Here is a 19,763-nt window from a genome sequence, read left to right as displayed (position 1 = left end):
CAAGAATAAAGCCATTGCAACACACAGCCATTCCTTCACATCACAAGGACCCCCGATGAAAGAACTACCAAACCCCACCATGCCATTGTCCATGATCGACTTGCCCAGGGGGTCACTTCATCGACACGATCTTGAAACTCAAAAAGTTCCTGTCACCACGCCAACCAAAAACGGTCGTTCGGGTTTGATTGTTCAATGGGCCAAGCATCAAGACGAGGTGCGTGAAGCTCAGCGCTTGCGCTACAACGTGTTCGCCACCGAAATGGGCGCTCGCTTGAAAGACAGCATCCCTGGCCACGACATTGACTTGTTCGACGACTTTTGTGAACACCTCATCATCCGCGACGATGTGACCCATCAAGTCATTGGCACCTACCGTGTGCTCACGCCTGCCCAAGCCAAACGCATTGGCAGCACTTACTCGGATCTGGAATTCGACTTGACCCGCTTGCGAGCTTACCGCGAACGCATGGTGGAACTGGGCCGCAGCTGCGTGCACCCCGAGCACCGCCACGGTGGCGTGATCATGGCCTTGTGGGGCGCATTGGCCGAGTTCATGGTGCGCAACAAGTTGGATGTGATGATCGGTTGTGCCAGCATTCCCATGCTGCACCAAGGCGTGGTCAGTGGTGAGGTGGCCGCCAGCATTTGGCACCAGCTCAAACAAACCCATTTGGCCGACATCGAATACCAAGTGCGTCCCCGCTTGCCTTTGCCCTTGGACAACTGGGAAGTCAGTGCAGCCTTTGAGCCGCCTGCACTGATCAAAGGTTATTTGCGCTTGGGTGCCAAAGTGTTGGGTGCCCCAGCATGGGATCCTGATTTCAACACCGCAGACTTGCCGATGTTGATGAAGATCAACGACATGCCCCCACGGTACCGCAAACACTTCTTAGGTGCTTGATGCACTACCGCGCAGTTTTTATTTCTGATTTGCATTTGGGCACGCCCGGTTGTCAAGCTGAGGCCCTGTTGGACTTCTTGAAAGAGCACACCAGCGACTATTTGTATTTGGTGGGTGACATCGTGGATGGCTGGCAATTGCGTCGCAACTGGTATTGGCCACAAGCGCACAACGACGTGGTGCAAAAGCTGTTGCGCAGAGCCCGCAAAGGGTGCGAAGTGATCTACGTGCCAGGCAATCATGACGAATTTGCGCGTCACTTTTTGGGCCACCAGTTTGGTGGCATCGCGGTGACTGACGAAGCGGTTCATGTCATGGGCGATGGCCGCAGGCTTTGGGTGATTCACGGCGACTACTTCGATGCTGTGGTGCAACAGGCCAAGTGGTTGGCCTATGTGGGTGACTACTTGTACGAGTTCACACTCAAGCTCAACCGCTACCTCAACAACTTGAGGGGGCGCTTGGGCCTGCCCTATTGGTCCTTGTCTGCTTACCTCAAACATAAGGTTAAGAAGGCCTTGAACTACGTCACCGACTTTGAAAAAGCAGTGGCCCATGAGGCTGCCAAACGCGGTTACCAAGGGGTGGTTTGTGGCCACATTCACCGCGCCGAAATTCGCGAGGTGGACGGTGTGTTGTATTGCAACGATGGTGATTGGGTGGAGAGCCGTACCGCCTTGGTTGAAACCACCGATGGCAAACTGGAACTTTTGCAGTGGCCAGCGTACCAGCAAGAAAGCACCTCCGGTGTCATGAAGGTGGCGTAATGCCCAAATGAAAATCGCCCTTGTCACCGATGCATGGCGACCTCAAATCAACGGGGTGGTCACCACCTTGGTTGAGTTGGTGGCGCATTTGCGTGATCAAGGTCATACGGTCGAGGTCATCCATCCGGGTTTGTTCCAAACCCGTCCCTGTCCAGGCTATGCAGGCATTGACTTGGCGGTGCGGCCCTACCTGGGCGTGGCGCTACGCTTGGCTGCTTGTGCACCAGAAGCCATCCACATCGCCACCGAAGGGCCCATAGGCTGGGCGGCACGTCGTTTTTGCTTGCGCCACAAATGGCCTTTCACGACCGCCTACCACACCCGATTTCCAGAAATACTCAAAGCCGCTTTGCGTATGCCTTTGTGGCTGGGCTATGCCTTGTTCAGGCATTTCCATCGCCCCTCCTCCGGGGTGATGGTGCCCACCCATGGCGTCATGCGCTTGTTGGATGGCAAAGGGTTCAAAACCTTGCGTGCTTGGACCCATGGCGTAGACACCGAGTTGTTTGCGTTCTCGCCGCAAGCGCGCAACAACGACTTGTTAGCCGGGCTCAAGCGTCCCATCGCGTTGTACGTCGGACGGGTCTCCTACGAAAAAAATATCGATGCCTTTTTGGACATGCCCTGGCACGGCAGCAAAGTCGTCTGTGGTGTGGGGCCGTTAGAAAAAACATTGAAGTCGCGCTACGACGGCGTGCGTTGGTTGGGGGTGTTGCCTCGCGATGTGCTGGCAGGCGTCTATGCCGGCGCAGATGTCTTCACATTTCCAAGCCGCCATGAAACCTTTGGCTTGGTCATGTTGGAAGCCATGGCCACCGGGACCCCTGTGGCGGCATTCCCGGTCGATGGTCCTTTGGAGGTGTTGACGGCCTCGGAAGAAGCGCCTTTCCAACGCAAAGGGGGCGTGTTGAGCGAAGACCTGGGCCAGGCCAGTTTGGAGGCGCTCGCCATACCGCGCACCGAAGCCAGGCAGCAAGCTTTGAACTTCAGTTGGGAAGAATCAACCCGCTTGTTTGTCCAGCATTTGATGCCCATCCAACGCATGCCCGTGTTTCATGCCAACCGCCTCAGTGATCCCGTCTTTGACACTTATCTGAAAAGTACCAGGCGTTATGCAGACTATCGGCTTGTGACAAATGAGGTGTTGCCCAGCGTGTTTTCAAAAGTCCCCGTGGTCATATCCAACGACTTTAGCAATTCAGAGCCGCGACTGAATGTGTCATGGGGTGGCGATCCATCCAGCAAGTTCGGCATAGGTTTCCCTGCAATGCGCGGAAAATTCCTGATTCATCGTGGTGACCAAGTGTGGGCTGTCCAAGGATCTGATGAGCTGACCCGAACGTTGTTCACACTGCACGCTGAGTGATATTTTGAATACTTTGGAATAATATTTTGGGGGTTTGGAAGAAAAACACAGATTTGTCATAACCTGTGGAAACACTAGCCGCATACACTTCACACCCTGTATGCCACCTTCAATTTCTCCAAAAAACAACAATTCACACGACGCAACTCCTGTGTGGCTTGACCGTGACCTGAGCCTGCTCGCTTTCAATGCCCGTGTGCTGGATTGGGCCAAGCGCCCAGAAGTGCCCTTGCTTGAGCGCTTGCGGTATTTGTGCATCGTGTCATCCAATTTGGATGAGTTTTTCGAGGTGCGTGCCGCCTTGCACCACAGCATGGCCAACCCCAAAGCCGCACCCGATGCCGCTGGTGCCCAAGCCCAGCAATCCTTGAGCAAGCTGGCGCATGAATTGGTGGACGAGCAATACGCCCTGTACAACGACGTGTTGTTGCCGGCATTTGCCAAAGAAGGCATACGCATCCTGTCGTTCGGTGAACGCACCTTGGTGCAGCACCGCTGGGTCAAAACATTTTTTGAACGCGAAGTGCGCCCTTTGCTGTTGCCCGTGGGCTTAGATCCGGCGCACCCGTTTCCGCAAGTGGCCAACAAGTCGCTCAACTTCATCGTGCACCTTTCAGGCAGCGATGCCTTTGGACGCGACAACGAAATTGCCATCGTCAAAGTACCTCGCAGCTTGCCGCGCTTGATTCGTTTGCCCGACAAACTGTCTGGTAAGCGCATGTTGTTTGTCTCCATCTCCAGTGTCATTCGTGCCCATTTGGCCGACTTGTTTCCTGGTCGCGTCGTGGGGCAGTTCTCGCAGTTCCGCGTCACACGCCATTCGGACTTGGCGGTAGACGAAGAGGATGTGAAAAATCTGCGCACCGCCTTGCGCCAAGGTTTGGTGCATCGCAACTACGGGCAAGCGGTTCGCTTAGAGGTGTCGTCGGGTTGTTCTGAATACTTGTCTGACTTTTTGCTGCAACAGTTTGAGCTGCCGGTCTCTGCTTTGTATCGGGTGCATGGGCCTGTCAACTTGGTGCGCTTGAACCAACTGATTGACCTGGTCGACAGCCCCGCCTTGCTGTTTCCCAGCTACCACGCCAGTTACCCGCACCAACTGTCCACGGTCAGCTCCATCTTTGAACGACTGCAAATCGGGGACGTGTTGATTCACCAGCCCTTTGAGAGCTTTGATGGTGTTTTGGCCTTTTTGCGTGAAGCCGTGCGCGACCCCCAAGTGCTGGCCATCAAGCAAACCATTTACCGAACCGGCGCAGATTCCTCCTTGATGGAGTTGCTGCGCGAAGCGGTGCAACGTGGCAAAGAAGTCACGGTGGTGGTGGAGCTCAAAGCGCGTTTTGACGAAGAGGCCAACATCAATTGGGCTGAAAAGCTGGAGTACATCGGCGCGCAGGTGGTGTACGGCGTGGTGGGCTTGAAAACCCATGCCAAGATGCTGTTGGTGTCACGCCGTGAGGGGCGCAGCATTCGCCGCTATGCCCACTTGTCGACCGGCAACTACAACCCACGCACGGCCAAGCTTTACACCGACGTGAGCCATCTCACGGCCGAGCCCAAACTCACCCAAGACATCGAAAACGTGTTCAGCTTGCTGGCCAACCAAAGCAAGATCCCGCGCTTGAACAAGCTGTGGTTGGCACCGTTCAATTTGCAGCGCAACCTGATGGATTTGGTAGACAAAACCGCACAAGCCGCCTCAGGTGGCATGACCTGCCGCATTGTGTTGAAGATGAACACACTCACCGATGAAAGGCTCATGGAAGCGCTGTTGCGCGCGGGCCAAGCGGGTGTGTCCATCGACTTGATCGTGCGTGGTGCCTGCATGTTGCCCGCGCAACGCCCAGGCTTGAGCGAGAACATCCGTGTGCGCTCCATCATTGGACGTTTCTTAGAGCACTCACGGGTGTTTTATTTCCTCAAAGGCCAATCCGAATCTTTGTATTTGTCCAGCGCCGACTGGATGAACCGCAACATGTTGCGCCGAGTGGAACTGGCGTGGCCGGTGGAAGACCCCGCCTTGCGTCGACGCATCGTGGATGAGTGCTTGATGTCGTCTCTCAAAGACAACGTGGACGCTTGGATTCTCAACTCAGACGGACACTACACGCGTGTGGCACCTGCGCGCTCACGCGCACTCAAGCCCAAACCTTTGCAAAGTGCGCAGAGCGCATTGATGGCTGTTTACAACACCAAACCCTAAGGAGGCCCCCATGGATTTGATCTTGTGGCGTCACGCAGAAGCAGAGGTGGCTGAGGAGGGGAGTGATGATTTGTCGCGTCAACTCACCCCCAAGGGCGAGCGACAGGCAGCTCGCATGGCCGTTTGGCTAGACCGCCATTTGCCTGACAGCACCCGTGTGTTGGTCAGTCCTGCCAGGCGAACCGAGCAAACGGCTCAGGCACTGGGGCGCAAATACAAACTGCGCGATGAGCTGGTGCCCGAGAGCAGCCCAGACGATGTGCTGGGATTGGTCAAGTGGCACCCCGAGACAGGCCCCCAAGCCAAGGGCACTGTGTTGGTCGTGGGCCACCAGCCTTACTTGGGCGAAATCGTCTCTCGGCTGATCGGCATGAATGATGCCATCTGTCCCGTGCGCAAGGGCTCGGTCTGGTGGCTGCGCGCTCGCCTGCGAGAAGGGCAGCTCCAAACGGTCTTGATGACGGTGGCCAGCCCAGATCTTATTTCGCGTGCGTGGGACGACCGGTCTTGAGTTTGAAATAAAACCTTCATCGGGGTGACATCCCCGCACTTTGTAATTCTCCAGAGCTTATTCGTAAGCCGTTTGAATGTATTCAACCTCTGGAGCAATTACCGCATGTCAAATTCCGTCGTACACACCCGTAGAAAATTCATGGGCGTCTTGGGTGCCGCACCTTTCGCCTTGAGTGGCTCTTCGTTGCTGGCCCTGACTGCCTGCGGCAGCGGTGGGGGATCATCCTCTTCCACCGTTGCATCGATCGCTTTCAACGGCATGGCGTCCCCCAGTGCGGTGGCAGACCAAGCCACCGTGTTCACCAGTGCCACCGTGGACATCACCTACACCGATGGCAGCAAAAAACTCGCGCAGGCTTTGGGCTACAAAGCGCTGTACAAAACAGGCGACAGTTTGACCACGCCGTCTGGCGATGCTGTCATTGCCGGCGGTTACTACTACCCCGATGGCGTCACCCCCATCATTGACCGCTCGACATCCACCGCTTCTCAGTTTTACTCGGACTGTCCAGACGGCACATCCCTCATCAAACTCGCCAGCCCCACCGTGTCAGGTATCACCGGCAACACCTTGTTCCTGGTCACGCAGTTTGAATACAAGAGCTACAACAATGCGGGCACCAGCATGTACGGTTTGCTGCCTTCGCCGATAGGCATTGCCACCTTGCAACAAAACACCAGCACGGGTGAGCTGAGCACCAAGTATTACTACAACGTGCCTACAGCGGATGTCCATGGCCTGTGGATCACCTGCGCAGCCAGCATTTCTCCTTGGAACACCCACCTGTCCAGCGAAGAGTACCCACCTGACGCTTGGCTGGTTGACAACAACACGGCGGGCTCAACCCTGACGCAGTTCCAAACCTTCAGCACCAACACCTTTGGCAGCACCACCGCAGCCAAGCCTTACCACTACGGTCATGTGCCCGAAGTCACCGTGCATGCGGACGGCACAGGAACGATCAAAAAACACTATTGCTTGGGCCGTTTGTCGCGCGAATTGGTTCAGGTCATGCCAGACAACCGCACCGTGCTGATGGGCGACGATGCCACCTCGGGCGGCATGTTCATGTTCATTGCCGACGTGGCGGGTGTTTTGTCTTCGGGTACTTTGTATGCCGCGCAATTGACGCAAACCAGTGCCGCTGGTGCCACCGACGGTGGTGCTTTCACCATCGCATGGATCAGTCTGGGCAGTGCCACCAGCATTGAAATTGAGGCGCTGGCCAACACCCTCAAAGCCACAGACATCATGACCGTCAGAACGGCAGATCCCGTGGATGCCACCTTCACCAAGATCAACTATGGTGCCGGCCAACAGTGGATCAAAATCAACACCGGCATGGAGAAAGCGGCCGCCTTTTTGGAGACCGAGCGTTATGCGGCCTTCAAAGGCGCCACCATGGAGTTCACCAAACTTGAAGGTGTGACGGTCAACGTCAAAGACAAAAAAGCTTACTTTGCCATGTCGGCTATCAAGGACACCATGACGGCCAACGGGTATGTCAGCGACATCATCAAGTTGACGGCCATCAAGGCAGGTGGAACCTATGAAGCGGTGTTGGGGACCGACGCCACCATCGGCAGCGATTGGGTGCCCAAGAGCATGTCTGTTCCTACCGCTTTGTTGGGCGCTGACATCACAGTCGATGCCAACGGCAACACCGCAGTGGTTGACAAAATTGCCAATACCGACAACGTCAAGTACTCGGAAGCCATGCGTACCTTGTTCATCGGCGAAGACTCTGGCGCGCATTTGAACAACTATGTCTGGGCCTACAACGTTGACAGCAAGTCTTTGTCTCGTATTTTGTCTGTGCCAGCTGGTGCAGAGTGCGTGTGCTTGAACCCGATTGACAATTTGAACGGCTTTTCTTACGTCATGTCAGGCTTTCAGCACCCGGGCGACTGGACTTTCATCACCCCAGGACAAGATGCTTTGAAAGCCGCTGTCAAAGCGAACTGGGGCAACAACAACAAAGCTGCCGTGGGTTACATCACGGGCTTGCCTAAGATTGGCTAAGCCACTCAGCATCTGCTGAGTTTTCAACACGCATGAAAAAGCCCGATCACCGATGAGGTGATCGGGCTTTTTTGCATCCCTCAGTTATTTCGCGTGCGTGGGACGACCGGTCTTGATGGTTGGCACATTGCTCAACGCAGCTTTGAACTGAATGTCGCTCATGGCCGCCAATGCTTTGATGCCAGCGCGCAGCAACTCGCTCTTTTTCACGGCTTGACCCAATTTGCCACCGCGCACCTTCAGGGTGTCGATCACCAGGTATTCGTCTTTTGGCATGGTGAAGCTGTCGCGCACCATTTTTGGCTTTTTCACTTTGGCGGGTTTGACAGGCTTGGCCGCTTGAGGCGCAACCGCAGGCTTCTTGGCCACCACCACTTTTTTGCTCACCACAGGTTGAGTGGTTTGACGCGGCGTTGCTTTTTTAACCGTCACTTTTTTGGTCGCTGGGGCAGCAGCAGATGAGGCAACAGTTTTGCGAACCGGGGTTTTGGTGGTGGCCATGAAATCTCCTTGAGAAATGAATAAAAGGGTAAACAGTATAAACCGTTTACCCTTTTTTTATCGTCATCAAAAGTTCGTCAAGCTGTCACGAAATCAAATGTCCAAGGTGTCTTTTGCCAAGAGGTGGATTCTTGCCGCAACAGGTGCGTCGATTGCGGATGTTTGTCTGCCCAGGCCCGGCTCGCACCCAGGCTGAAAGTGCGTTTGCCTTCATGGCAACTCAAACTCAGCCCTTGCAAGTCGGGGGCCAAACGCGCATGGCACAAGATGATCGCCAGCCTCAGCGACAACAGCAGTTTGGCAAAACTGTCGGATTCAAAATCGCTCTCAAGTTTCTTGAGTTTGCCGCGCTGTCCCAACACCAGCAGGCCCAAACGATGCAGCTCGGGCATGCTGAATCCCAGCATGTCGGCATTGTCCAAAATGTAGGCGCCATGCTTGTGGTAATCGCTGTGTGAAATGGCAATGCCCACCTCATGCAGGGTGGCCGCCCAACTGAGCTTGCGCATGGCCTGCGCAGTGCCTTCGCCCGCTGTGGGGGTCAATTGCTTGAACAAGAGGCTCGACACTTCGCGCACGCGCTGACTTTGCAAGGCATCGACAGAAAACTTCTGCGCCAGACGCTGCACCGACACGTCGCGCGCGTCGGGTGCATCGTCTTCACGTTCCACCATGTCAAACAGCACGCCATGGCGCAGCGCACCTTGGGCCACAAACATGCGGTCAATTTTGAGCAGTTCCATCAAGGCCCGCAACACACTCACGCCACCACCAATCACAGCGCGCCGGTCTTCTTTCAACCCATCCAGCCGAACCCGATCGGCATGGCCTGCACGCAACAAACATTTGACCAACCAGTTCAAGCCTTGCGCGCTGATTTCACCCTCGGGCCAGCCCGCGGTTTGCAAGATATCGGCGACCGCCCCGACCGTGCCAGACGCACCGTAAGCGGCGCTCCAGGCCTCACGCGGGTATTGCGTCAGTGCTTCTTCCAGCACCGCTTGTGCCGCAATTTCTGCGCGGTAAAAGGTCTGCTCTGTGAATTCGCCTGTGGGAAAGTATTTCATCGACCACGCCACGCTGCCCACGCGAAACGAGGCGGTTTCCGTGGCTTCTGTGCCCGTGCCCAGAATGATCTCGGTGGAGCGCCCGCCGATGTCGATCACCAACCGTTTTTCTGGGCTGTGCGGCAGCAGGTGCGACACACCTTGGTAAATCAAGCGCGCCTCTTCGGTCCCGGCAATCACTTCGATGGGAAAGCCCAAAATCTCGCAACCCCGCTTCAGAAATACATCTCGGTTCTTGGCTTCGCGCAAAGTTTGTGTCGCGACTGCGCGCACTTGCGACTTCTTAAAGCCCGACAAACGTTCGGCAAAGCGTGCCAAACAATCCCAACCCCGTTGCATGGCGTCTTGTGACAGGTTGCGCTCTTCGTCCAGGCCATTGCCCTGGCGAACGGTTTCTTTGAGGTATTCGATGCGCTCAATTTGGCCGTGGTCGTAGCGGCCAATTTCAAGCCGAAAGCTGTTCGATCCCAGGTCAATGGCTGCGAGAAGTGTGCCGTGGTTCATAGCCAGAGATGCTAGGTCATTTTCATGACACATTCGTGTCTCAAAACTGTCATGCGCGCAACTTACACTGGCACAACGGCTAGTCAATATCACCTACCTACAATCTGCCGATGCGCTTTCCCTTTCTGCCTTTTGCTGCATGGCTTGCCTGTTGCGCAACCTTCGGCGCGTGCTGGGCGGATGCTCCCGCAGCCACCGAGACCGAAGAGCAAACGGCTCGTTACCAAGTCACCTACAACTGGCAACGCCACGGCGCTTTCAACGCCGGCTACAGCGGTGCCAACAGCATCCAACCCCACGCAGAAAAAATGTACACCTTCAGTGCGACAGCGCACTGGGGCTTTCGGCCTTGGCAAGACGGCGAGTTGTATTTCAACCCTGAAATCGCGGCTGGCGTACCGTTTTCAGGCGCATTGGTCGGGCTGGGTGGCTTCACCAATGGTGAGATCACCCGGGCCGGGGGCAGCGACCCCAAGGTCTACAAGCAGCGTTTGTTTCTGCGCCAAACCTGGAACCGTGGCGGCGAACAAGAGGCGGTAGAACCCGACTTCAACCAACTCGCAGGCTTGGTCAGCAAAAAACGGTTTGTACTCACTGCGGGCAATTTCTCCACCCTCGACGTGTTTGACGACAACGCCTACGCCAAAGACCCACGCACCCAGTTCATGAACTGGGGCAACTGGACCTACGCCGCCTACGACTATGCCGCCGATGCGCGTGGCTTTGGTTGGGGTTTGGCGGGAGAGTGGTACCAAGACGACTGGGTGCTGCGTTTGGGCCGCATGACCGGCCCCACCACACCCAACGCATTGCCGACAGACTTTGCCCTGGCGCGTCACTATGGCGATCAAGTCGAGATCGAGCATGCCCACATGCTGGGCGGCCAGCCTGGCAAATGGCGCGTACTGGCTTGGCGCAACCGTGCGGTGCTGGCCAGCTTCAACGACGCCACCCAATGGCAACTGCAACACTCAGGCAGCTACAGCGACCCGGTGGCTTTGGTGGAAAGCCGCAAAAGCGAAAAAATCAAATATGGCCTTGGTGCCAACATCGAGCAGAGCCTCCAATCGGGTGTCGGTTATTTCTTGCGCGTGATGAAGGCCGATGGTCGCACCGAGACCCATGCCTTCACCGAGGTCGATGGATCTTTGTCCACTGGCTTGGTGTTCAAAGGAGGCTTGTGGGGTCGCCAAGAAGATGCCGTGGGCGTGGCCTACTTGCAAAACACCTTGTCCCATGACCGGCGTCGGTTTTTGGCTGCCGGCGGCACCTCCTACTTCATTGGCGATGGTCAGCCTTTGATCCACTACAAACCCGAAACCATTGTGGAAGCGTTTTACAGCTTTGGCTTGACCCGTGGCACGTGGTTGACTGCCGATTACCAGCGCATACAAAACCCCGCCTACAACGCAGACCGTGGTCCGATCAACGTCTACGCGGCGCGCTTTCACGCCGAGTTCTGATCCTGCGTGAGTGAAGAAACTGTCCCCGTGAAATTGTTGGCTTACCTTCGACCATGAAAACAACGACCCCCTTTGACCTGAACACTTTGCGCAGTTGGCGCATGTGCCTTGCCCTTGCTTTCAGCTTGGGCGGTTCAGTGTCGCCCGCTCACTCGGCGGATTTGACGCTCAAAGAGTTGCTCGACATTTCGGTCCAAAACCACCCCAGCGTGTTACAAGCCCGCAGCCAAGCCCAAGCCGCAGGCTTTGACCTTGACGCCGCGCAATGGGGACGTTTCCCCACCGGCAGCTTTGAAGTCCGAACCAAAACCTACTTGTCGCAAAACCTGGCCAAGGTCGAGCAACCGGTATGGACAGGGGGCAAGATTTCTTCACGCATTGGTTTGTCCGAGTCCAACCTACGCGTGGCCCAAGCTGCTGTTCATGAAGCGCAAGTGACCGCACTGACGCAAGCGTCCACCGCTTTTTTCGAGGCCTTGCGTTTGGAACAGCGCTTGGTGCATGCGGCCCTCAACGTGCAAGAGCACGAGCGATTGGTCGCCCTGATTGAACGCCGAACCCTGGCCGAAATCAGTCCTCCTGCCGACACCACCCTGGCCAAAGCACGCTTGCAGCAAGCGGTCAGCGAGCGCATTCAAATCAAAAAACAACGCGATGCCGCCATGTCCACCTTGGCGCAATGGACCCAGCCCCTCAGCGGTGCGCTCAAAGCCCCGGCGGGCATCTCCTTCATCCGTCCCGTCTCAGACGGGGACATGGTCGAACGCGCTTTGGCGTATTCAGGTCAACGTCAACGTTTGCTGTCGCAAATTGACAGCGCTGAGTCGCAAATTGAGTTGAGCCAAGCGCAAATTTATCCCACTCTCGTGGCAGGCATCCAGCACACCTGGGCGGGCGATGTGCCCATCACCGTGGACCGCAACCAGTCCTACCTCAGCTTGCAATACCAAACGGGTGCCGGCTTGAGTGCGCGCTCGGGCATCCAAGCCGCGGTGTCACGCAAAGCCGCAGCTCAACAAGAACTTGAAACCCTGCAACTCAGCCTCACCAACCAAGTCAGCGCAGCCTTGGCCGAGCTCGACGCCATGCAAGCGCAACTCGACCCCGCCAAAGAGTTGTTGTCAGGCACCACCGAAGTCGTCGAATCCTACTTGCGCCAATACCAATTGGGCCGCAAAAACTGGCTCGATGTGCTCAACGCCCAGCGTGAAAAAACCCAGGCACTCTACAACCATGCGGACATCCGATACGGACTCCAGATGGCCCAAGTCCGATTGATGATTCTGTCGGGCGACCTCAGCGCACAACAACTCACCGCACTCCATGACTGACACCGCCCAGCCTGACAGTTACTTGCAAGACCCCGAACTTGCCACCTTGCTGTCGCGACTGGCTGCATTGCAGGGCCACTCCGTTGCGGCCTACCGTTTCGGCATGGTTGACAAAACCGCCGACGGCTTGGACTTTGCGTCACTCAGCCGACCCCTTCGTGCCATGGAACTGTGGCGCATGCATTTCCCCTCTGCCGTCGTCAGCGAAGTGCCTGTTGCGCAACTCAGCAAAGGCCAATTTCCGCTGGTCTGGGTGTCGCAAGACGGCACCCAAGTCTTGATGCTGCGCAGCAAACTCAGCCACGGTGGCTGCTCCAGCGAAGACCACTTAGGCCAGGTCGCTGAGCTCAGCCTCATGGCGCTGGAGCAAGGCAGCATCTTGGCGCTGCATGTGTCCTCCACCCTCGACACCGAACAAGAACCCGGCCCCCGCACCGCAGGCGAATGGTTTGTCTTCGCCCTCAGCCGTTACAGATCCTCCTTTGTGGATGCGGTGTTTGCCACCTTCATCGTCAACTTCATCGGCCTGTTGGCCGCCATGTACTCGATGCAGGTGTACGACCGCGTGGTGCCCAGCAAGGGCTACTCCACCTTGTTCGTCCTCACCGTGGGGGTGTTGATCTCCATTGCGCTCGAGTTGCTCATCAAGCAAGTGCGCGCCCACATGGTCGACCGGGCTTGCAAAGCCATCGACCAAGAACTCTCCGCCGTCTTCTTTGGCAAAGCCCTCGACATCCGCATGGACGCCCGCCCGCGCACCGTCGGGACTTTTGCTTCGCAAATCAGGCACTTCGAATCGGTGCGCAACTTCCTCACCTCGTCCACCTTGTTCATCCTGGCCGATGCGCCATTTGCCCTCTTGTTCGTGGTCATCATCGGCTTGATTTCATGGCAAGTGGCCCTGGTGCCCTTGGTCATGGTTCCCTTGGCCATCGTGGTGGGTTTGTCCTTTCGCAAACCGATTGAAAAATACACCGCCATGCACATGGCCGAATCCAACCGCAAAAATGGCTTGCTCATCGAGGCCATCGACGGCATCGAATCCATCAAGGCTGCCAATGGCGAGTGGAAACAACTGGACCGCTGGCGGCACCTCACCGCCACCATTGCCCAAGGTGAGCTGCACATGCGTGCCCTGTCGACCCTGTCGACCAACATCACCCAAGTCATGCAGCAAATCACCTATGTGGGCATGGTCACCATGGGGGCCTACGTCATCACCTTGGGCGACCTCACCATGGGCGGGCTCATCGCCTGCACCATCATCTCGGGCCGCGCCCTGTCGCCCTTGGCGCAGTTCCCCGGCTTGATCGTGCAATGGAAGCATGCCCAAATTGCCCTGAAAGGGCTCGACGGCATCATGGCCATGCCCAGCGACCGCGATCCGGACACCCGCTTGGTGGTGCCCCAAAGCTGTCAAGGCCAGGTGCGTCTGGACAAAGTCGGTTTCGCCTACAGCGATGCACGTGCCATCTTAGAAGTGCCTGCCATGTCCTTTGCCAAGGGTGAACGCGTGGCCATCTTGGGCGCCGTGGGTTCGGGCAAATCCACCCTCATCAAAATACTCTCTGGCTTGTACAAACCCAGCACCGGCAGTGTTTATCTAGACAACGTTGACGTCACCCAACTCGCGCCTGAGTTTGTGCGCGAACACCTGGGCTACCTGCCGCAAGACGTGCGTTTGTTTCAAGGCACCTTGCGCGACAACCTCACCCTGGGCATGCCCACCCCCAGCGACAGCCAAATCTTGCGTGCCGCCAGCATGACCGGCTTGAACCAGGTCATCCAAGTTCACCCCAAAGGCTTGGAGCTCGAAATTTCAGAAGGCGGGGGCGGTTTGTCTGGCGGCCAGCGTCAATTGGTCGGTCTGACCCGCATGCTGCTGCTGCAACCGCGCATCATGTTGCTTGACGAACCCACCGCGTCCATGGACGCCCAACTCGAACACAGTGTGATGCACCACCTGTTCAACGAACTGCCAACCGAATCGCTGTTGGTGGTGGTCACCCACAAACCGGCGTTGCTGGCTCACGTCAACCGCATCATCGTGCTCGACAAAGGCCGTGTCGTGTTAGACGGTCCGCGTGACCAAGTCTTGGCTCGCTTGCGCCCCAGTGCCGCCTCGCAAGCGGATGCCCTTCCCGCTGCCCAAGCCGAGGTCACCTCATGAATCTGTTCTGGCTGTTCAAGCACGACACCAAGCCCCTCCAGCCTGGCCTCACCTCCGCCTCGCCCCAGCACATGGGTGGCTTGCGCCTGATCGTGTGGATCACCTTTTTCACCTTGCTCATCGCTGTGCTGTGGGCCAACTGGGCCAGCCTTGACCAAATCACCCGCGCCCCAGGCGCGGTCATCGCCAGCTCTAAAACCCAAGTCATTCAATCGCAAGATGGGGGCACCATCATTGAAATGCTGGTCAAAGAGGGCGACAGTGTCAAAGCCGGACAGGTGCTGCTCAAGTTCGACAAAGTCCGCTTTGAAACCAACTACCTCGAGTCCCGTGCCAAAGCCGCGGGCTTGGCCGCCACCGTGGCGCGTTTGCAAGCCGAAGTCATCGGCTCGCCGCTGACGTTTCCGCCCGAACTCAAGGCCTATCCCGAGTTCAGGCAAAGCCAGACCGTCCTCTTCAACAAGCGCCAAGCCGCCATCACCGAAGACATCCAAGCCTTGGACGGCATGATCGAGTTGGTACAAAAAGAACTCAACATGACGCAGCCCCTGCTCAAAAGCGGCGACGTCAGCGTCACCGACATCTTGCGCTTGCAGCGCCAGGTGGCTGAGCTCAAATCGCAAGTCACCAACAAACGCAACAAGTATTTCCAAGATGCCCAAGCAGAATTGAGCAAAGCCCAAGAAGACTTGGCCGGTGTTCAACAAAACATGGCCCAACGCAAAAGCCAGCTCGAGCTCAACGACCTGCGTGCTCCTGTCAACGGTGTTGTGAAAAACGTGCGCATCACCACCTTGGGCGGCGTCATCCGTCCCGGTGACGAAGTCATGCAAATCGTGCCGCTGGAAGACGACCTCATCGTCCAAGCCAAAATCTCACCCGCTGACATTGGCTTTCTCAAAATTGGCCAAGACGTGTCCGTCAAGATCGATGCGTACGACTACACCATCTACGGCCAGCTCTCCGGCAAACTGACCTACATCAGCGCCGACACCCTCAGCGAAGACCTGCGCCAAGGCGAGCTGCCCTATTACCGTGCACAAGTGCGAACCACCGGCCGCCAGTTCAGCGGACGGCCCGATGAAAACCTCGAAATCCAACCAGGCATGACCGCCACCATCGAAATCAAAACAGGCCAGCGCACCGTCATGCAGTACTTCACCAAGCCCATCAGCAAAACCTTCAGCCAGGCCCTGGGCGAGCGCTGATCCTCCTTGGCTGCATTGGCTGTTACACCGAATTTACACACAAAGGACATCCTGAAGTCACGAAACTGAAACAGTGAAACCCTAAGCTCAAGTGACAAAAATAATAAATTCGATTTTTTCGATTTATTTATTTAAAAAATCACTTTTTTGAGCCAGATCATGAGCCTTACACCCGCTGTCAACGCCGCTTCAAACCCACTGCAAGACAAAGACAAAGCGCTCAAAAAGCCGGGTTCAAACCCCCTGTCCAAGCGGGCTTCAGCCAAGACCCAGCCGCAAGCCGATGCGCTGGCTGCACAAGAAATCGACGCTAAAAAAGAAGCCATCGACAAAGCCTTAGAAAAAGCAGCCTCTGACAAAGCTGACACCGACAAAACCGCGGCAGATCAAACCGAAGCCCTCGCAGCGGCCTTTGGCAAAGAGGCCGTGTTGGCCATCCAGGCTGTGCCTGAGTTGCCCCAAGCCGTCACCTTGGCCGTGCTGGCCGACAACACCGCATCAACACCCGCCAACACAGAAACACCCAAAATCAACTGGGGTACCACCTTAGATACCCCTTCCACCATGAGCTCTGCCTTGGGCTTCAACCCCTTGTGGTTGGGTGCGGCACTGGCCCTCGGCGCGGGTGGCGGCGGCGGCGGCGGTGGCGTGTCAGGGGTCAGCTTAGCTGGCATCAAAGTCATTGACGGGCCCGTGGTGGGCGCCAAGGTCTATGTGGTCTTTGCCGGCACCAGCACAGAAGTTGAAATTGGCGTCACCGAAGCCAAGGGCGCACTCAAAATCACCACCACCGACGCCACCGTTTTGAGCAAACTCAAAACCGATGCAGGTACCTTGATCGCCAAAGGCGGTGTCAACGACAACGGCTTGCCCAACACCGTGGACATGAAAATGTCTTTCGAAGGCGGCTTGACCACCGCCAGCGTCATCACGCCTGTCACCACGTTGGTCACCGCCTTGGTGGCCTCGGGCAGCACCTTGTCCGCTGCCAATGCCACCATCGTCAGTTCATTGGGTTTGCCCACCGGCACCAAATTGAGCAACACCGACCCCACCGACCCTGGGGTCAACGCCAGCGTGGCCCTGTCCCTGATGCAAGCCGGCACGGTGCTCAACAACATGGCCAGTCAAGTGGCCAACAAATCGGGCTTGTTCACCCAATTTGCAACCCAATTGCAAACAGCCATTCAGCTGCCAAGTCCGCAAAGCTTTTTTGACAAAGCCAAAAACGTCGACACCCTCGCCACCTTGCTCACCGCCAACGGGGGCGACGCCACCCAAGCCGCTGGCATCCAAGCGGCCAACGCCACCCTCAAGGACGCGACCTCTCTGGCCGCCGTCAGTGCCAAGCAAGTGGCTGCAGCCATTCCCATCGTGCAACTCGCCAACGACACTGGCACTGCAGGCGACAAAATCACCACCGACAAAAGCCTGGTCTTCAAGGGGCTCAACTCAGCCAACTTTGGCACCGCCCTCCAAATCTCCAAAGACGGTGGCAGCACTTGGCAACTGGCCAAAGACTTTCAGCTGGACGCCAGCCAAACCGTCAACAACGTCAGCTTGCTGGCCAGACAAAAAGACGCACCCGACACGGTGTCTGCGCCATTCACCTTCACCTGGGTCAACCAGACGCTTGCCCCTGTTGGAGCGGCCTTGTCGGTCGACTCCGGCGTGGCAGACGGCATCACTCAAAACGCATCGGTTCAACTCACCCACTTCACCTACCCGGTCATCACGGTTGGCACCACCACCTTCACGCCCAAGCTTCAATACAGCTTGGACGGCGCCGCCTACCAAGACTTGACCGTTCCCAACAGCGGCTTGGTCAACTTGAATGTGGCGCAAGGTCAACACGCCCTGACCATCCGCACCGTCTACCCTGAACTGGGTTTGGAGAACACCACCCCCAGCTTGGTCTTCACGCTCGACACAGCTGTTCAGGTCGACCCGGCGTTTGTGGTCAGCCCCGTGGGCACCCCTGACGTCACCGACCCCAACCCCAGCGACTATGTCCTCAACACCCACGGCATTTCCAAGGTGCAGATCAACGGGCAGACCGAGGCAGATGCCAAGGTTGATTTTTCGTTGAATGACCCCAACGGCGCACCCCTGGTCCAACATCAAATCATCACCGCCGACCACACAGGCCATTGGCAGGTGCAGGTGGCTGCCAGCCTGATGCAAAGCAGCGGCGACTACACCTCCAGCGTGACCCTCACCGATGTGGCGGGCAACACCACCACGGGTGCCTTGCACAAAATCACCGTCCTCAACACAGCACCGGACACCACCGACCTGACGGCCCACCTGGTCCACAGCAGCGCCAGCGACAGCGGCATTGACCCTGAAGACAACATCACCAACGGACTGACCCCCAGCGTGGAAGGCCAGACCAGCGCCGGATTTGGCGTTTCCGTCACGGTCAACGAGGTGACCTACACCACCACGGCGGATGGCTCTGGCCATTGGCAAGTCAGCCTGGGTGCCTTGCCCCCCGAGGTTTACGCACCAACCGTCACCGTCACCGACTTGGCGGGCAACGTGAGCGATGAATTCACCGGGGAGTCCTTCACCGTCGCGGCTTTGACCGACCCCGGCGCGCCCATGATGGTGGCCGAAGACCCGACAGCAGATGGCTACTTCATCAACTTCTACGACAACGCGGATTTCGACCCCACCGGGGTGGAAGACCAGTATGCGGCGCTCGGTGAAACCATCACTTGGAGCACCGACACCGGCGTGTCGTCGGAAGACGGCATCACCATGTTTCCGTTCCCCAAACTCTCTGGCACGGTCGACGCCGTGGACGGTGTGGATGTGACGGTGCTGGTCAAACTGGACGGCCGCACCTACATCACCCAAGTGGTCGATGGCGAGTGGTCGGTCCAAGTCACCCACGCCTTGGGGGCAGAAGGTGAAACCCACACCTACATTCCCAAAATTTTGTTGATCGACACCGCAGGCAACACCCTGCGTGAGACCGGCCCCACCTTGGTCATCGACCGCGAAGCGCCGGTGTTTGACGATGCCAATCCTGACCTCAACTCAGCCCAGCTGGTTCACGACGACACCAACGACACGGGCGCATCGGCCGATGACAGCATCACCAACGCCACCGACCTCACGTTGGAAGGCACCTCCGAGCCAGGTGCCGTGGTCTATGTGTCGTTTGAGAGCAACCCGGACATCTTTTTCAAATCTGAACCTGCCGATGACACAGGCCATTGGAGTGTCCCAGTCACCGGCCTGACCGATGGCGACTACACCCCTTTGATCACCATCATCGACGCCGCAGGCAACGTGAGCGACGCGATCGAAGGCACGATGTTCACGGTGGACACGACGGCACCCACCGAGGCCTTTGGGGCTTTGGTGCACGATGAGGTCAACGACACGGGTTTGAGTACAGAAGATGGTTTGACCAACAACACCGCGCCCACTCTGCAAGGAACCACCAGCGAAGCCTTGGCCATGGTGAGCGTGGCACTGGGCGACTACACCTTTGAAACACAGGCCGACGGAGACGGCAACTGGAGCATCACCGCCGACGGCTTGGACGATGGTGAGTACACGCCTTTGATCACCGTGACCGACTTGGCGGGCAACGCCAGGGAACCTTTTGCAGGCGAGGCGTTCACCGTGGATGCCACGGCGCCTTCGGCCACCGATCTGACGGGCGGCTTGGTGCACGACAGCGAGAACGACACCGGTTTGCTGGCGGACGACGGCATCACCAACAACCC

Annotated in this window: 13 protein-coding genes; 11 read left to right on the top strand and 2 right to left on the bottom strand. The window is 57.2% G+C overall.

Annotation, left to right across the window (positions count from 1 at the left end; translation table 11 throughout):
- The first annotated feature begins 55 nt into the window (after positions 1-55).
- The 6 genes from ACKWJN_RS02440 to ACKWJN_RS02415 all read left to right on the top strand — a co-directional run bounded on the left by ACKWJN_RS02440 (position 56) and on the right by ACKWJN_RS02415 (position 7,776).
- Complete coding sequence (locus ACKWJN_RS02440; protein ID WP_408594190.1) at positions 56-904, top strand: GNAT family N-acetyltransferase; 849 nt, start codon at positions 56-58, stop codon at positions 902-904.
- A complete protein-coding gene (locus tag ACKWJN_RS02435) occupies positions 904-1,671 on the top strand; it encodes a UDP-2,3-diacylglucosamine diphosphatase (protein WP_408594188.1) in 768 nt (255 codons plus the stop codon). Before ACKWJN_RS02440 ends, ACKWJN_RS02435 begins: the two co-directional genes overlap by 1 nt.
- Positions 1,672-1,678: 7 nt before the next feature.
- The gene (locus ACKWJN_RS02430; RefSeq protein ID WP_408594186.1) at positions 1,679-3,037 is read left to right on the top strand and encodes a glycosyltransferase family 4 protein; all 1,359 of its coding nucleotides are present in this window, start codon (positions 1,679-1,681) and stop codon (positions 3,035-3,037) included.
- 100 nt (positions 3,038-3,137) lie between these two features.
- Positions 3,138-5,240 carry a polyphosphate kinase 1 gene (ppk1, locus tag ACKWJN_RS02425; RefSeq protein ID WP_408594184.1) on the top strand — a complete coding sequence of 701 codons (2,103 nt, stop codon included), beginning with the start codon at positions 3,138-3,140 and terminating at the stop codon, positions 5,238-5,240.
- Positions 5,241-5,250: 10 nt separating this feature from the next.
- A complete protein-coding gene (locus ACKWJN_RS02420; protein ID WP_408594182.1) occupies positions 5,251-5,751 on the top strand; it encodes a SixA phosphatase family protein in 501 nt (166 codons plus the stop codon).
- 105 nt (positions 5,752-5,856) lie between these two features.
- Positions 5,857-7,776 (top strand): PhoX family protein, encoded by a 1,920-nt coding sequence (locus ACKWJN_RS02415; protein ID WP_408594181.1) that lies wholly within the window; start codon positions 5,857-5,859, stop codon positions 7,774-7,776.
- Between the two features lie 84 nt (positions 7,777-7,860).
- Here ACKWJN_RS02415 and ACKWJN_RS02410 read toward each other — a convergent pair whose 3' ends face one another.
- Both ACKWJN_RS02410 and ppx read right to left on the bottom strand, forming a co-directional pair.
- The gene (locus ACKWJN_RS02410) at positions 7,861-8,277 is read right to left on the bottom strand and encodes a hypothetical protein (RefSeq protein WP_408594179.1); all 417 of its coding nucleotides are present in this window, start codon (positions 8,275-8,277) and stop codon (positions 7,861-7,863) included.
- Positions 8,278-8,354: 77 nt separating this feature from the next.
- On the bottom strand, positions 8,355-9,848 hold the full coding sequence (gene ppx / locus ACKWJN_RS02405) for an exopolyphosphatase (RefSeq protein ID WP_408594177.1): 1,494 nt from the start codon (positions 9,846-9,848) through the stop codon (positions 8,355-8,357).
- 110 nt (positions 9,849-9,958) lie between these two features.
- On the opposite strand from ppx, the gene ACKWJN_RS02400 reads away from it, so the two are divergent.
- The 5 genes from ACKWJN_RS02400 to ACKWJN_RS02380 all read left to right on the top strand — a co-directional run.
- Positions 9,959-11,311, top strand: coding sequence for a carbohydrate porin (locus tag ACKWJN_RS02400; protein WP_408594176.1), 1,353 nt, complete (start codon positions 9,959-9,961; stop codon positions 11,309-11,311).
- Positions 11,312-11,364: 53 nt separating this feature from the next.
- Positions 11,365-12,642 (top strand): TolC family protein, encoded by a 1,278-nt coding sequence (locus tag ACKWJN_RS02395; protein ID WP_408594174.1) that lies wholly within the window; start codon positions 11,365-11,367, stop codon positions 12,640-12,642.
- The gene (locus ACKWJN_RS02390) at positions 12,635-14,812 is read left to right on the top strand and encodes a type I secretion system permease/ATPase (RefSeq protein WP_408594172.1); all 2,178 of its coding nucleotides are present in this window, start codon (positions 12,635-12,637) and stop codon (positions 14,810-14,812) included. Before ACKWJN_RS02395 ends, ACKWJN_RS02390 begins: the two co-directional genes overlap by 8 nt.
- Positions 14,809-16,020 carry an HlyD family type I secretion periplasmic adaptor subunit gene (locus ACKWJN_RS02385; RefSeq protein WP_408594170.1) on the top strand — a complete coding sequence of 404 codons (1,212 nt, stop codon included), beginning with the start codon at positions 14,809-14,811 and terminating at the stop codon, positions 16,018-16,020. The genes ACKWJN_RS02390 and ACKWJN_RS02385 overlap by 4 nt, the downstream gene beginning before the upstream one ends.
- Positions 16,021-16,179: 159 nt before the next feature.
- Positions 16,180-19,763, top strand: a 3,584-nt coding sequence (locus ACKWJN_RS02380; protein WP_408594168.1) for an Ig-like domain-containing protein, incomplete at its 3' end; no start/stop codon positions are given.

The organism is Limnohabitans sp. (genome assembly GCF_046052825.1).
GTDB lineage: Bacteria > Pseudomonadota > Gammaproteobacteria > Burkholderiales > Burkholderiaceae_C > Limnohabitans.
The sequence above is the reverse complement of the archived record's forward strand: the minus strand, read 5'-3'. Positions and strand labels throughout refer to the sequence as shown.

Excerpts from the sequence above, each read along its gene's own strand:
- ACKWJN_RS02385 (WP_408594170.1), top strand. The coding sequence starts at position 14,809 with ATGAATCTGTTCTGGCTGTTCAAGCACGACACCAAGCCCCTCCAGCCT.
- ACKWJN_RS02410 (WP_408594179.1), bottom strand. The coding sequence starts at position 8,277 with ATGGCCACCACCAAAACCCCGGTTCGCAAAACTGTTGCCTCATCTGCT.
- ACKWJN_RS02415 (WP_408594181.1), top strand. The coding sequence starts at position 5,857 with ATGTCAAATTCCGTCGTACACACCCGTAGAAAATTCATGGGCGTCTTG.
- ppk1 (WP_408594184.1), top strand. The coding sequence starts at position 3,138 with ATGCCACCTTCAATTTCTCCAAAAAACAACAATTCACACGACGCAACT.
- ACKWJN_RS02395 (WP_408594174.1), top strand. The coding sequence starts at position 11,365 with ATGAAAACAACGACCCCCTTTGACCTGAACACTTTGCGCAGTTGGCGC.
- ACKWJN_RS02420 (WP_408594182.1), top strand. The coding sequence starts at position 5,251 with ATGGATTTGATCTTGTGGCGTCACGCAGAAGCAGAGGTGGCTGAGGAG.
- ACKWJN_RS02400 (WP_408594176.1), top strand. The coding sequence starts at position 9,959 with ATGCGCTTTCCCTTTCTGCCTTTTGCTGCATGGCTTGCCTGTTGCGCA.
- ACKWJN_RS02435 (WP_408594188.1), top strand. The coding sequence starts at position 904 with ATGCACTACCGCGCAGTTTTTATTTCTGATTTGCATTTGGGCACGCCC.
- ACKWJN_RS02440 (WP_408594190.1), top strand. The coding sequence starts at position 56 with ATGAAAGAACTACCAAACCCCACCATGCCATTGTCCATGATCGACTTG.
- ppx (WP_408594177.1), bottom strand. The coding sequence starts at position 9,848 with ATGAACCACGGCACACTTCTCGCAGCCATTGACCTGGGATCGAACAGC.
- ACKWJN_RS02430 (WP_408594186.1), top strand. The coding sequence starts at position 1,679 with ATGAAAATCGCCCTTGTCACCGATGCATGGCGACCTCAAATCAACGGG.
- ACKWJN_RS02390 (WP_408594172.1), top strand. The coding sequence starts at position 12,635 with ATGACTGACACCGCCCAGCCTGACAGTTACTTGCAAGACCCCGAACTT.